At 53.7% G+C, this 13,099-nt stretch carries 13 protein-coding genes; 7 read left to right on the forward strand and 6 right to left on the reverse strand.

Annotation, left to right across the window (positions count from 1 at the left end; genetic code table 11):
• Positions 1-97 precede the first annotated feature (97 nt).
• Genes dtnK through CTZ24_RS03675 form a run of 3 tightly spaced genes read left to right on the forward strand, consistent with a single transcriptional unit; the run spans position 98 to position 3,110 of the window.
• Positions 98-1,369: a D-threonate kinase gene (dtnK, locus tag CTZ24_RS03665; protein ID WP_208724805.1), complete on the forward strand. Its 1,272-nt coding sequence runs from the start codon at positions 98-100 to the stop codon at positions 1,367-1,369.
• The gene (locus tag CTZ24_RS03670; protein WP_021184701.1) at positions 1,362-2,342 is read left to right on the forward strand and encodes a D-threonate 4-phosphate dehydrogenase; all 981 of its coding nucleotides are present in this window, start codon (positions 1,362-1,364) and stop codon (positions 2,340-2,342) included. Before dtnK ends, CTZ24_RS03670 begins: the two co-directional genes overlap by 8 nt.
• 6 nt (positions 2,343-2,348) lie before the next feature.
• Positions 2,349-3,110, forward strand: coding sequence for a DeoR/GlpR family DNA-binding transcription regulator (locus CTZ24_RS03675; protein WP_021184700.1), 762 nt, complete (start codon positions 2,349-2,351; stop codon positions 3,108-3,110).
• Positions 3,111-3,374: 264 nt separating this feature from the next.
• Here CTZ24_RS03675 and CTZ24_RS03680 read toward each other — a convergent pair whose 3' ends face one another.
• The 4 genes from CTZ24_RS03680 to CTZ24_RS03695 all read right to left on the reverse strand — a co-directional run bounded on the left by CTZ24_RS03680 (position 3,375) and on the right by CTZ24_RS03695 (position 7,138).
• Positions 3,375-4,691, reverse strand: coding sequence for a ferredoxin reductase family protein (locus CTZ24_RS03680; RefSeq protein ID WP_208724806.1), 1,317 nt, complete (start codon positions 4,689-4,691; stop codon positions 3,375-3,377).
• 282 nt (positions 4,692-4,973) lie between these two features.
• Positions 4,974-5,789, reverse strand: coding sequence for an adenosylmethionine decarboxylase (gene speD / locus CTZ24_RS03685; RefSeq protein ID WP_021184698.1), 816 nt, complete (start codon positions 5,787-5,789; stop codon positions 4,974-4,976).
• A 28-nt stretch (positions 5,790-5,817) separates the two neighbouring features.
• Positions 5,818-6,681 (reverse strand): polyamine aminopropyltransferase, encoded by an 864-nt coding sequence (gene speE / locus CTZ24_RS03690; RefSeq protein WP_208724807.1) that lies wholly within the window; start codon positions 6,679-6,681, stop codon positions 5,818-5,820.
• A gap of 109 nt (positions 6,682-6,790) precedes the next feature.
• Positions 6,791-7,138 (reverse strand): YacC family pilotin-like protein, encoded by a 348-nt coding sequence (locus tag CTZ24_RS03695; RefSeq protein WP_013507908.1) that lies wholly within the window; start codon positions 7,136-7,138, stop codon positions 6,791-6,793.
• A 175-nt stretch (positions 7,139-7,313) separates the two neighbouring features.
• Here CTZ24_RS03695 and cueO point away from each other — a divergent pair, with 175 nt between their 5' ends.
• Positions 7,314-8,927, forward strand: a complete 1,614-nt coding sequence (gene cueO / locus CTZ24_RS03700) for a multicopper oxidase CueO (RefSeq protein ID WP_208724808.1) — start codon at positions 7,314-7,316, stop codon at positions 8,925-8,927.
• Here the strand turns inward: cueO and CTZ24_RS03705 are convergent.
• Positions 8,924-10,204 carry a cystathionine gamma-synthase family protein gene (locus CTZ24_RS03705; protein WP_208724809.1) on the reverse strand — a complete coding sequence of 427 codons (1,281 nt, stop codon included), beginning with the start codon at positions 10,202-10,204 and terminating at the stop codon, positions 8,924-8,926. The genes cueO and CTZ24_RS03705 overlap by 4 nt on opposite strands.
• 155 nt (positions 10,205-10,359) lie before the next feature.
• On the opposite strand from CTZ24_RS03705, the gene hpt reads away from it, so the two are divergent.
• The 3 genes from hpt to CTZ24_RS03720 all read left to right on the forward strand — a co-directional run bounded on the left by hpt (position 10,360) and on the right by CTZ24_RS03720 (position 12,788).
• Entirely contained in the window at positions 10,360-10,896 is a 537-nt protein-coding gene (hpt, locus tag CTZ24_RS03710; protein ID WP_021184693.1) for a hypoxanthine phosphoribosyltransferase, read from the forward strand.
• A 198-nt stretch (positions 10,897-11,094) separates the two neighbouring features.
• The gene (locus tag CTZ24_RS03715; RefSeq protein ID WP_013507912.1) at positions 11,095-12,021 is read left to right on the forward strand and encodes an ABC transporter ATP-binding protein; all 927 of its coding nucleotides are present in this window, start codon (positions 11,095-11,097) and stop codon (positions 12,019-12,021) included.
• Entirely contained in the window at positions 12,018-12,788 is a 771-nt protein-coding gene (locus CTZ24_RS03720; RefSeq protein ID WP_021184692.1) for an ABC transporter permease, read from the forward strand. Before CTZ24_RS03715 ends, CTZ24_RS03720 begins: the two co-directional genes overlap by 4 nt.
• A gap of 33 nt (positions 12,789-12,821) precedes the next feature.
• Here the strand turns inward: CTZ24_RS03720 and CTZ24_RS03725 are convergent.
• The coding region (locus tag CTZ24_RS03725; RefSeq protein WP_208723593.1) for a transposase at positions 12,822-13,099 on the reverse strand (278 nt) is incomplete at its 5' end.

The following is a 13,099-nucleotide window of genomic DNA, read 5'->3' on the forward strand; positions in this document are numbered from 1 at the left end:
TATTGATTTCAATTAATTTGATCTTGCTCACATATAATCAATCATGATTGAATATAATCAATATCAACACGGCAAGCTGCCCGTTACAGGAGAGAGGATGCGTTCACAACCTTGGAAAACGCCGGTTCTGGTGATTGCCGATGATTTTACCGGCGCTAACGATGCCGGAAGCGGTCTGGCCCGGGCAGGGGCGCGCGTGCATGTGCTGTTTAATAGCGATACGCCGCATGATGCCAATGCCGCCGATGTACTGGTGATTAGCACCGACAGCCGGGCAGTAAGTGCCACCGAGGCCGCGCAACGCACTGAACGCGCGGTACAGCAGCATCAGGCGATTGCGCGGGATGGCTGGTTGTTTAAGAAGATGGATTCCACGTTACGTGGCAACCCCGGTGCGGAAATTGCCGCAGCGATGGCGGCCAGTGGCAAAGCGCTGGCACTGGTCGTGCCTGCGGTACCAAAGCTGGGGCGCACCACGCGAGGGGGCGAGGTGTGGATCAATCAGCAGCGCCTGACTGACACCGAATTTGCCAGCGACCCGAAAACGCCCGTTACCAGCAGCAATGTGCTGATGCGCTTGCAGATGCAGAGCGATTTGCCAGGTGAAGTGATCAATATCGACACGCTACGCAGCGGCAAGCTGGCGCAGGTGCTGGCAGGGAAGCAGGGGCTGGTGGTGATTGATATTGAGCAGGACGCCGATTTACGCGTTTTGATGCAGGCGGCAGCTGTGCTGTCAACGCGTCCGCTGTTGGCCGGGGCATCTGGTCTGGGTGACGCGCTGGGTGAGTATCTGGCAGGCCGAGAGGCGCGGCCGGTGCTGGCGGTGGTGGGTTCGATGAGCGCCATTGCCCAACAGCAGATTGATCGTCTCAATAGCCAGCGGGCGATTCGCATTATCGATATTGATATCCGTCAGTTGTTTGCCCAGCCAGCATGGCCGCAGGCCAGCAACTGGCAGCAGGCGATGGAGCAGGCATTGCGCATGGGTGAACACTGCGTGGTGCGCACCACCCAACATGCCGCACAGCGTCATGAGATTGACAGGCTGTGCCAGCAGCAACAGGTTTCCCGCCAGCAACTGGGCGAGCGTATCTGCCAGTTTTTGGCCCAACTGACCGAAGCAGTGTGCCGCAACGTCCAGCCTGCCGGGCTGTATCTCTCCGGTGGGGATGTGGCGATTGCCGTGGCACAGGCGTTGGGGGCCAGCGGTTTTCAAATTCAGGGTCTGGTGGCGGGCTGTGTGCCGCACGGGGTTCTGCTTAATAGTGATTTACACCTGCCGGTGATGACCAAAGCGGGTGGCTTTGGCGACGAAAACACCCTGGTAGAAGCCATTCGTTTTATTGAGGAGATGTCGAGTGAATAAAATTATTGCGGTGACCATGGGCGATCCGGCGGGCATCAGCCCGGAGATCATCATTAAAGCGCTGGCGGAAGGCGAGCTGGCCGGTGTTCCGGCGGTGGTGGTGGGCTGTGCCGCAACGCTGCGTCGGGTGATGGGATTGAACATTACGCCGCAGGCTGAGCTGCGCGTGCTGGACCAGGTAAAAGACGCGCATTTTGCGCCGGGTATCATCAACGTGATTGACGAGCCGCTGGCGAACCCGGAAGCGCTGCAACCCGGTGTGGTGCAGAAAGAAGCGGGCGATCTGGCATGGCGCTGCGTGAAACGTGCCACCGAACTGGCTCTGGCTGGGGAAGTGCAGGCGATTGCGACTGCGCCGCTGAACAAAGAAGCCCTGCATTCGGCGGGTCATATCTATCCCGGCCACACCGAACTGCTGGCGCAACTGACCAACACCAAAGATTACGCGATGGTACTGTACACCGATCATCTGAAGGTGATTCACGTCACGACGCATATCGCGCTGCGTAAATTCCTCGACACCCTCAATCGTCCGCGTATTGAGACGGTGATCGGCATGGCAGATACTTTCCTGCGCCGTGTCGGATTCGACAAACCGCGTATTGCGGTTGCCGGGGTTAACCCGCATGCCGGTGAGAATGGTTTGTTTGGTGATGAAGAGATCACTACCGTGGCACCGGCCATCAAAGCGATGAAGGAAAAAGGCATCGATGTTTATGGCCCGTGCCCACCGGATACGGTGTTCCTGCAATGCCAGCAAGGCCAGTATGATATGGTGGTGGCGATGTACCACGATCAGGGGCATATCCCGCTGAAATTGCTTGGTTTTTATGATGGCGTCAATATTACAGCCGGTTTGCCGTTTATCCGTACTTCTGCGGACCACGGCACCGCCTTTGATATCGCCTGGACAGGTAAGGCGAACTCTGCGAGCATGGCGATCTCCATCAAACTCGCGATGCAACTTGCATAGGGAAATATGAAGGGACAAAGTCGCCTCGACCAGATTATGGACTATCTGAAAAGCCATAATCTGGTTACTGTTGAACAGCTGGTGAGCGCTATTTCTGCCTCACCGGCCACTATTCGCCGCGATCTGATCAAGCTGGATAAAGAAGGCGTGATTAGCCGTAGTCACGGCGGCGTTACCCTTAATCGCTTTATCCCCGCCCAGCCAACCACTCTGGAAAAGATGCAGCGTAACCTGGCGGAAAAACAGGCGATCGCTCATTTTGCTGCCGGTTTTGTACAGTCCGGAGATGCGGTGGTACTGGATGCTGGCACCACCATGCTGGAGCTGGCGCGTCAACTGACCCATTTACCGCTGCGGGTGATCACTGCCGACCTGCACATCGCGCTGTTTTTGTCTGAATTCAAACAGATTGAAGTCACCATCATTGGCGGGCGGATCGATGATTCCAGCCAGTCATGCATCGGTGAACATGGTCGCCGCCTGCTGCGTAGCATCAACCCGGATGTTGCCTTTGTCAGCTGTAACTCGTGGAGTATCGAACGCGGCATAACTACGCCAACCGAAGAGAAGGCCGGGCTGAAGATGGATTTGCTGGCGAATGCGCGTCGCCGGATTCTGCTGGCCGACAGCAGCAAATACGGTTCATGGTCACTGTTCTGTGCCGCACCCATTGAGAGTCTGACCGATATCGTGACCGATGCGCGCCTGGATGACGAAGTGTGTCGCAATCTGCGGGAACGTGGAATTGCGCTGCAACTGACAGAATAAATCGATATCCTCACCCTGTCGTGGCTCAAGAGTTCAGGCGCAAATGCGCCGACTCGCTCTTGAGCACGATGATGCCATTCCACGTACTCTTTTCTGAATTCAGTTTGGCATGATGTTAATTCTACCGGCGATGAGTGGTTATTATTTCAGGAACCGGATCAAAAATAGACTCTGCTGTATGCAAAGAATATTATCAATGCCAGTATTATCACTGCCGTGATAAAAACCAGAAGATCGGCAAATAATTTACGCATTTTCGCCTCTTTATACAAAGTGATAGCGTTCTGAGTGATATTTCGCTAACGGAACCTGTAAAGCTGCCAGCGTTTTTTCAATCTCATCCATCATTCTGTTTGGGCCACAGATAAAGTATTCATGTTGTTCATATGGCGCTGGAATATAACGTTGTATCAGTTCACTGCTAATGATACCCGTTTCTCCCGTCCAGTCTTTCGGGGGTTGTTCAAGAACATGTATGACCTGTAGATTAATTCTGTCTGACAAGGCTTCCAGTTCTTCTCTAAAAGTAATGCCATCCCAATTTTTATTACCATAGATTAGTATTATCGGACGTTTATCACCGAGATCGGCAAAAGTTCGGATGATACTCATCATCGGGGTAATACCAATCCCCCCGGCAATTAACACATGCATATCCGCCGGATTACCCACAGTGAATGCGCCATAGGGACCATCAATATAAACACGCTTACCCGCCGTCACATTTCTGATCTTTCGGGTGTAATCGCCAGCATCTTGTATGGTCATTTCAATCGTCTCTTTCGCCATTTCCGCGCTGGATGAAAAAGAGAAGGGATGAGACGTCAATTTGAAAGGACTTCCCCAGACATTCAGCCAGCCAAATTGACCGGGGACAAATGGAAACCCTGCATGACCAACAGGTTGCATCACCAGCGTGGTACTGCCTCCTCGTTCATGGCGCGTTGCAATGACCTGGTAGGGTTTTCGCAACATCAGGAAAGGACGGACGATGCGTGTATAAATCAGCAGGCAGCACCAGAGTATGGCTAATCCTGTCCACAAGGCACGTTTTAAGGGCGCATCTAAATAGAACCCCCAGGCAACCGTATGAAGTAGCCCCGCGCCAATAACTAAAACTGCCAAAATAATATGAGTATAGTGCCAGACTTCGTAGCTAATTTTTAGTTTCACACGCCACATTGCCATCACCATTAAGGCAATAAGAGAATAGGTAGATATTGCCGCAAAGCGTGCCCGCCACGGTGCTTCAATGAAATTAAGTAGTGCCAGTCTTTCTGGTCGCAAAATAAAAAGGATGACAGGATGGGCAATAATCAGGACCAGGGCTATAAAAGACATTTGTTTATGGAAATGATAAATAGTATCTTCGCCCCACGGGCTTGTCACCGCACGAAAGCGGGCGGTAAGACCAACCTGCAATCCTAAAATGGCCAGGCCAGCATAGCCTGCCGCAGCAGAGAATTCTGTCCAAAAATCCCTGGAGGGGGGGAGTGGACCTATCAGAAGAACAAATAACGGACCGGCAGTGAAAAATAGATAGAACAATACCCAGAGAGTATTTCGTGTGAAAATGTTCATGTCCACAACCCCGTGCAGAGTTATTACGGATTATAAATCATTTATTCTGCCATCAGCCTTATGTTGGTGAAATAATGGTCAATCTATTGTACATACGAAGCGTAGACGAACATTTCTGTTTATACCAAATAATAACTGATACCACACGGGCGTGTGTTTATTAATGGGTGGTATTAAAGTGCATCTGAATAATGAATTTATTGATAAATTTTCGCGGCATCCAGGAGGTGGCGGGTTGTTGCCCGCCATAAAGAATTGGCTGGATCACTTTCGTGAACCGTATCAGAACGCTCCGGGTTTCAGGCCCACAGACGGAATATTGCGGCCATAGTAGATCTCCCGCATCTCTTTCCACAGCAAGCCGGTAATGCGCTGGTGTTCTTCCGGGCTGAGATCTTCCGGTTTGGTGTTGAACAGGTAATGCTTCAGATCGAACTCTTTCAGCAACATTTTGGTGTGAAAGATATTTTCCTGATAAACGTTCACATCCAGCATGTCATACATCGACTTCATATCATCCGACATAAAGTTCTGAATCGAGTTGATCGCATGGTCGATAAAGTGCTTCACGCCATTCACATCACGGGTAAAACCGCGCACGCGATAGTCAATGGTGACGATGTCAGATTCCAACTGGTGAATCAGGTAATTCAACGCTTTCAACGGTGAAATCACGCCGCAGGTCGAGACTTCAATATCGGCGCGGAAGGTGCATAATCCGCCTTCCGGATGGCTTTCCGGATAGGTATGCACGCAAATATGGCTTTTATCGAGGTGCGCGACGACGGAGTTGGGCAGCGGGCCGGGATGTTCTGAGTTATCGATGTCTTTCGGATCGATCGGCTCCTCGCTGACCAGAATGGTCACGCTTGCTCCCTGTGGTTCATAGTCCTGGCGTGCGATGTTGAGCACGTTGGCACCGATGATCGAGCAGGTCTCCGTCAGAATTTCCGTCAGACGGTTGGCGTTGTATTGCTCATCAATATAGGCGATGTAACCATCACGCTCGGCTTCAGTATTTGCATAGCAAATATCGTAAATACAAAAACTCAGGCTCTTTGTCAGGTTATTGAAGCCATGTAGTTTTAGCTTTTGCAATTTCGTTCACCCCCTTATAAATATCCGGTCAGCGCACGTCTGACAGGGCATTCAGCAGATATTGCGGCAGGGCAAAGCTGCCAGTGTGGATTGCCGGATTGTAGTAACGGCAGTGCAGGCCAGCGGCCGCAAAACGCGACTGCAAGGTGGCGCTATCAAGTTGACGTAGCGCCGGATTGTCGCTAGCCCAGGCAAAGGTCATGATGCCACCGTAATAGGTCGGAATCGCTGCCTGGTAAAAGCTGACATCGGAAAAGTAGTGGCTGAGTTTGCGATGGCTGTTAATCGCCTCGTCTTGCTGTAAAAAGCAGACGCCGTTCTGTGCGACAAAAATACCGCCCAGGTTGAGGGCGTTTTTGCAGCCGGCATAAAATTCTGAGGTGAACAGGCTCTCTCCCGGACCGATCGGGTCGGTGCAGTCAGAGATGATCACATCGAATTTCTCCGGCGTCTGGTTGACGAAATTGACGCCATCATCAATCACCAGCTGCAAACGCGCATCGTCATAGGCACCCGCGCTGTGGTTGGGCAGATACTGTTTGCAGAAGTTCACCACCCCGGCATCGATCTCCACCATGGTGATCTGTTCAATGCTGGCATGGCGTGATACTTCGCGCAGCATGGCACCGTCGCCACCGCCGATAATCAGCACACGCTTTGCCGCCCCGTGCGCCAGAATCGGCACATGGGTCATCATTTCATGATAGATAAATTCATCGCGCTCGGTGGTTTGTACCACGCCGTCCAGCGCCATAACGCGACCGAAAGCCGCATTTTCAAAGATGACTAAATCCTGGTGCGCAGTTTTCTCGCGGTAAAGTTCCTTATCCACCGTGAAATACTGTCCGAAACCGGCATGAAGGGTTTCATACCACATTTCATTTTGGGCCATGATTGAGGCTCTCCTGTGATGACATCGCCATGAAAATGGGCGGCAAATCATAGCGAATTATGACCGTGGTTGCACGGTCAAATGTTCAGCAGCAGAGCGGGGCGGCGGGTTATTTCACGTAGGCGAGCAGGCTTAACGAGTCGCGTGCCAGTGACTTACATTTTTTGTCATTGGTGATGGCGATGCCGCTCAAATCTTTGTAGCTGTCTTCGCCGAGCGCTTTCATGTTGAAGGTACTGTAGTTGCTCAGATCCCAGCGGTTTTGCTGGGCGAAGAACACCAGTGCTTTGCGAATCTGCGCATCGGGTAAGTCCTGATAGCCGCAATCATTCTTCAGATAAACAAATACTGCGGTGAGATCAGCCAGATCTTCCGCTTCGGATTCGCTCAGGGCAAAGCTGGTGGAGGAGAAGCCAAGGAGTCCCGCCAGCAGCAGGATCTTGATGCTTTTCGTCATAATCATTCTCAACAAGGGACAATAAACTGACGTTAGCACAGATACTGGCAGGATTCCGATAAATTTGCCGTCGTGCCGCACTTCGCAATTTTTTCGCTGCATTATACAGCAGGGCTTGACCCTCCCGCAGGGGCAAGGTTTACGCTGAGGCCTTATGCACAATAAGGATATGAATATGCAACGTCGTCATTTTCTGAAGCTGACTGCTGCTCTCAGCGCGGCAGGTGCCCTGCCCCTGTGGAGCCGCTCATTGATGGCCGCCACGCGCCCTTTATTGCCGATCCCCGCGCTGCTGGAAGCGGATGCGCACGGCACCTATAACCTTATCGCTCAGGCAGGCACCAGCCAGTGGAACGGCAAAGCGGTGCCGACCTGGGGTTACAACAGTAGCCTGCTCGGCCCCGCCATTGCCTTGCAGCGCGGTAAACCGGTGAACGTCAATATCCATAACCGTCTGCCGGAAGCGACGACCGTCCACTGGCACGGGCTGGAAGTACCCGGTGCGGTGGATGGGGGGCCTCAGGCGGTCATCGCGCCCGGAGCAACCCGGCAGGTGAGTTTTACTCCGGATCAACCCGCAGCGACCTGCTGGTTTCATCCCCATCAGCATGGCAAAACCGGCCATCAGGTCGCTCAGGGGCTGGCTGGACTGGTGCTGCTTCAGGATGACGCATCCGGCAAATTGCGCCTGCCCATCCAGTGGGGCGTTGACGATGTCCCCCTGATTTTCCAGGACAAGCAGCTAACGAAAGATGGCAGCCGCATCGAATATCAACTGGATATTATGCGCGCGGCAGTGGGTTGGTTCGGCGATATGATGCTGACCAACGGCGCGCAATATCCACAACATGCGGTGCCTCGCGGCTGGTTGCGCCTGCGTCTGCTGAATGGATGTAACGCCCGTTCACTGCATATCGCCACCAGCGATAAACGTCCGTTATATGTGATTGGCAGCGACGGTGGTTTGCTGGCGGAACCGGTGAAGGTGGAGAGTCTGCCGCTACTGCCAGGCGAACGTTTTGAAGTGATGGTCGATACTTCCGACGGCAACGCCTTTGATATGGTGACGCTGCCGGTGACACAGATGGGTATGATGCTGGCCCCGTTCGATCAGCCGCTGCCGTTGGTGAACATCCTGCCGCTGCGTGTCATGGCGAGCGGCGCGTTGCCAGATAAGCTGGTGGATCTGCCGCCAGTACCCGCGACTGAGGGGCTGCAAACCCGTTGGTTGCAACTGATGATGGACCCGCAACTCGACAGCCAGGGGATGCAGGCGTTGATGGATCGCTACGGGGCAAAAGCGATGGGTAATCATCACGGCATGGCCATGCCAGCCGACAAAAAGCCGATGGACATGAAGATGGACATGGGCGGCATGCAGATGGATCACGGCAACATGGCGATGGATCACAGCGGCCATGCTAAGGCTGCGCCGGGTTACGATTTTCATAATGGGAACAAAATCAATGGCGTTGCCTTTGATATGGCGAAGCCGATGTTCGGTGCGAAACTTGGCAGCATGGAGAAATGGACCATCTCCGGCGAAGGCGACAGCATGCTGCACCCGTTCCATATCCACGGCACCCAGTTCCGTATTCTGTCAGAAAATGGCAAGCCGCCGGCTCCACACCGCCAGGGCTGGAAAGATATGGTCAGCGTCGATGGCTGGCGCAGTGAGGTGTTGGTGCGCTTCAACTATGTTGCCAGCGCTGAACATGCCTACATGGCGCACTGTCACCTGCTGGAACATGAAGACACCGGCATGATGCTGGGCTTTACCGTGACTTAACTGGCTAACGCCTGCCGGATATCTTCAATTAAATCATCGGCATGTTCGATGCCGATGGATAATCGCACGGTGGCGTCAGTGATACCAATACGCTGACGTACTTCGGCGGCGACACCGGAATGGGTGGTGCTGGCCGGATGGCTGGCGAGTGATTCGGTGCCGCCGAGGCTCACCGCCAGTTTGAACAACTTCAGGGCGTTGAGGAAACGGAAAGCGGCAGGCTGACCGCCGCGAATATCAAAAGAGAAGGTGGAACCTGCGCCAAAGCACTGACGACGATAGGTTTCCCCGGCGCTGCTGTTTTTATCGAGGAAGGGGAGCCAGTACAACTTCTCCACCTGCGGTTGATCGCGCAGAAACGCCGCCACTAACGCTGCGTTGTGCGCGGCTTTCTCCATCCGCAACGACAATGTTTCCAGCGAACGGCCAATCATCCAACTGGAGTGAGGGTCAAGCTGGGTACCAATGGCGCTGCGCAGCGACCGTACCTGATCAATCAACGCTTTTCTACCCAGTACCGCACCGGCAATCAGGTCAGAGTGGCCGCCGACATATTTGGTCAGGGAATAGAGCGACAGGTCAGCACCCTGTTCCAGCGGGCGCTGAAAAATCGGGCCGAGCAGGGTGTTATCACAGGCAATAATCGGGCGGGAACCCTGGTGCTGAGCAATCACCTCGGCGACTTCCACCATCAATTCAATATCCACCAGACTGTTGGTGGGGTTGGCGGGGGTTTCAATCAAAATCAACGCCACGCGTCCACGTTGCCAGGCCAGTTTAGCGGCTTCGTGGACTTTCTCTTCATCGGTGCCATCGCTGAAACCAACGGCTTTAATTTCGAGATTATGTAGCGTCTTGCTGAGCAGGGTTTCGGTGCCGCCGTACAGCGGCTGTGAATGCAAAATCACCTCACCTGGCCGGGCAAAGGTTAGCAAGGTGGTGGCAATCGCCGCCATGCCGGAAGAGAACAGGGCGGCGCGTTCTGCCCCTTCGTAAATTGCCAGCCGATCTTCAACAATTTCGCTATTGGGATGATTAAAGCGTGAATAGACCAGTCCGCCGCTTTGGCCCTCGGGCGGTTCCCGGCGACCGGCGACGAAATCAAAAAAATCCTTCCCTTCTTCGGCGCTGTTAAACACAAAGGTGGAGGTGAGGAATACCGGTGGCTTAACTGCCCCTTCCGACAGGCGTGGATCGTAACCGTAATTCAGCATTTGTGTTTCGGGATGGAGCGAAGAGGTATCAGGCGGCGATTTTTTGCTGGATGAAGAGGTCATAACGTCTCCGGTTGGCTGGGTGCTTTTTATACAGTTAACGTCAGAGCAATATTTTTCGCCACGGTAACGTTTGCGTTGTGTGCGCGGCGTCAGCGCTTAATTGGACTATGATAGACTGCGTGGCTTTCTTAAGACACCTAACCGGGCTGAATGCAATGAAACACACCGTCGACGTGATGATCTCTGAGCAGGAGATCGCAACCCGTATTGCCGAGCTGGGCAAACAGATTAGCGACCATTACCGTAACAGCGGCCGTGAAATGGTGCTGGTCGGGCTGTTACGCGGTTCCTTTATGTTTATGGCCGATCTGTGCCGCACCATTGAGGTGCCGCACGAAGTCGACTTTATGACCGCCTCCAGCTACGGCAGCGGCATGTCCAGTACCCGTGATGTGAAGATCCTGAAAGATCTCGATGAAGATATTCGCGGTAAAGACGTGCTGATCGTCGAAGACATCATCGATTCCGGCAACACCCTGAGCAAAGTGCGCGAGATCCTGCGTCTGCGTGAGCCGCACTCGCTGGCGATTTGTACCCTGCTGGACAAGCCGGAACGTCGTGAAGTGGATGTCACCGTTGAATATGTTGGCTTCGCCATCCCGGACGAATTTGTGGTGGGTTTTGGTATCGACTACGCCCAGCGCTATCGTCATCTGCCGTACATCGGCAAAGTGGTGCTGCTCGACGAGTAACCGCACAATCTTCCAAGGCTAACCTTTCCCGCCTGCGATAAGATGCGCCACCCGTCGGCCAGTGGCTGACAGGTGGCGCTGCACGCGTTTCCCCCGCGCTGCGCTGAGTGGTAACATAATCTCTGCTAAACTCCTTTAAATTCACGACTTTTATCACCTGGTCACTCATTTCTGATTACAACAAGGTATGGATTCGCAATGACTTATGCACTGGAACTTTCCGGGCTGACCAAGACCTATCCCGGCGGCGTACAGGCGCTGAAAGGGATCGATCTCAGCGTGGAAGCAGGTGATTTTTATGCCTTACTGGGGCCGAACGGTGCCGGTAAGTCCACTACCATCGGCATTATCAGCTCGCTGGTGAATAAATCTGGCGGCAGCGTGCGGGTGTTCGGCTATGACCTGGAAAAGGATGTGGTCAATGCCAAGCGCCAGCTGGGACTGGTGCCGCAGGAATTTAACTTCAACCCGTTTGAAACCGTATTACAGATTGTGGTTAATCAGGCCGGTTATTACGGTGTGGAACGTCGTGAAGCGAATATCCGCGCCGAAAAATACCTGAAACAACTCGATCTGTGGGGCAAGCGCAACGAACGTGCGCGTATGTTGTCTGGCGGGATGAAACGCCGCCTGATGATTGCCCGCGCGCTGATGCACGAACCCAAGCTGCTGATCCTCGATGAGCCAACTGCGGGTGTCGATATCGAACTGCGTCGCTCCATGTGGGTGTTCCTGAAGGAGCTGAATGCGCAGGGCACCACCATCATTCTGACCACCCATTACCTGGAAGAGGCGGAAATGCTGTGCCGTAATATCGGCATTATCCAGAGCGGTGAGCTGGTGGAAAACACCTCGATGAAAGGTTTGCTCTCTAAGCTGCAATCCGAAACCTTTATCCTCGATTTAGCGCCGCGCAGTCCGCTGCCGAAGTTGGAAGGTTTCCAGTATCGTCTCGTCGATACCTCGACGCTGGAAGTTGAGGTGATGCGTGAGCAGGGGCTGAACAGCGTTTTCAGTCAGCTCAGCGCGCAGGGTGTTCAGGTATTGAGTATGCGAAACAAAGCTAACCGCCTTGAGGAGCTGTTTGTCAGCCTGGTGCAGGGAAAAACAGGAGCCAAAGCATGACGCATTTATATTGGGTGGCGCTCAAGAGCATCTGGACCAAAGAGATCAACCGTTTTGCCCGCATCTGGATTCAGACGCTGGTGCCGCCGGTGATCACCATGACGCTGTATTTCATCATCTTCGGCAACCTGATTGGATCGCGCATCGGTGATATGCATGGTTTTAGTTACATGCAATTTATCGTGCCGGGTCTGATCATGATGGCGGTAATCACCAACGCCTACGCTAACGTGGCCTCCTCGTTTTTCAGCGCCAAGTTTCAGCGCAACATTGAAGAACTGCTGGTGGCACCGGTGCCGACGCACATTATCATCGCCGGGTATGTCGGTGGTGGTGTGGCGCGTGGTGTCTGTGTCGGGATCCTGGTGACAGCGATATCGTTGTTTTTCGTGCCTTTCCAGGTCTATTCGTGGACGATGGTGGCGGTTACGCTACTGCTGACGGCGATTCTGTTCTCGCTGGCCGGTTTGCTGAACGCGGTATTTGCCCGCACCTTTGACGATATCAGCCTGATTCCGACCTTCGTGTTGACGCCGTTGACCTATCTTGGTGGGGTGTTCTATTCGCTGGCGCTGCTGCCGCCATTCTGGCAGGCGGTGTCTAAGCTGAATCCGATCGTGTATATGATCAGTGGCTTCCGCTACGGTTTCCTTGGCATCCATGATGTACCGCTGGAGCTGACCCTGTCAGTGCTGGTGGCGTTTATCGTGGTGTTTTACGCGCTGGTGTATGTGTTGATTCAGCGTGGGCGGGGACTGCGAAGCTAAGGCAGAACTGTGACGTAGCTACCGTCTTGAACGTCAAGCGGTAGCTGCGTAATTTTCATCCCACTTCATCCGCGTTTTCAGCACCCCGAAGCACTGATGAACCAGCTTGCGCATCACCGCTCCAAGCGCGGCCTTGCTGGCTTTGCCCTTCGCGATTAGCCTCTGGTACAGCGCCTTCGCCGGGGCATTCCACCTGATCGCTACGATCGCCGCCATATACAGTTTCGCCCTTACGTCTGCCGGGCCTGTTTTTGACATCCGCGCACGCCCCCTGACTGAGCTCCCGGACGTTTTTTCCACCGGTACCACAC

The sequence above is a fragment of the Pantoea phytobeneficialis genome (assembly GCF_009728735.1).
Lineage (GTDB): Bacteria > Pseudomonadota > Gammaproteobacteria > Enterobacterales > Enterobacteriaceae > Pantoea > Pantoea phytobeneficialis.

What these genes read in the sequence shown, in the direction of transcription:
- dtnK (WP_208724805.1), top strand. Translation starts at nt 98, where the DNA reads ATGCGTTCACAACCTTGGAAAACGCCGGTTCTGGTGATTGCCGATGAT.
- CTZ24_RS03675 (WP_021184700.1), top strand. Translation starts at nt 2,349, where the DNA reads ATGAAGGGACAAAGTCGCCTCGACCAGATTATGGACTATCTGAAAAGC.
- CTZ24_RS03680 (WP_208724806.1), bottom strand. Translation starts at nt 4,691, where the DNA reads ATGAACATTTTCACACGAAATACTCTCTGGGTATTGTTCTATCTATTT.
- speE (WP_208724807.1), bottom strand. Translation starts at nt 6,681, where the DNA reads ATGGCCCAAAATGAAATGTGGTATGAAACCCTTCATGCCGGTTTCGGA.
- CTZ24_RS03695 (WP_013507908.1), bottom strand. Translation starts at nt 7,138, where the DNA reads ATGACGAAAAGCATCAAGATCCTGCTGCTGGCGGGACTCCTTGGCTTC.
- cueO (WP_208724808.1), top strand. Translation starts at nt 7,314, where the DNA reads ATGCAACGTCGTCATTTTCTGAAGCTGACTGCTGCTCTCAGCGCGGCA.
- CTZ24_RS03705 (WP_208724809.1), bottom strand. Translation starts at nt 10,204, where the DNA reads ATGACCTCTTCATCCAGCAAAAAATCGCCGCCTGATACCTCTTCGCTC.
- hpt (WP_021184693.1), top strand. Translation starts at nt 10,360, where the DNA reads ATGAAACACACCGTCGACGTGATGATCTCTGAGCAGGAGATCGCAACC.
- CTZ24_RS03715 (WP_013507912.1), top strand. Translation starts at nt 11,095, where the DNA reads ATGACTTATGCACTGGAACTTTCCGGGCTGACCAAGACCTATCCCGGC.
- CTZ24_RS03720 (WP_021184692.1), top strand. Translation starts at nt 12,018, where the DNA reads ATGACGCATTTATATTGGGTGGCGCTCAAGAGCATCTGGACCAAAGAG.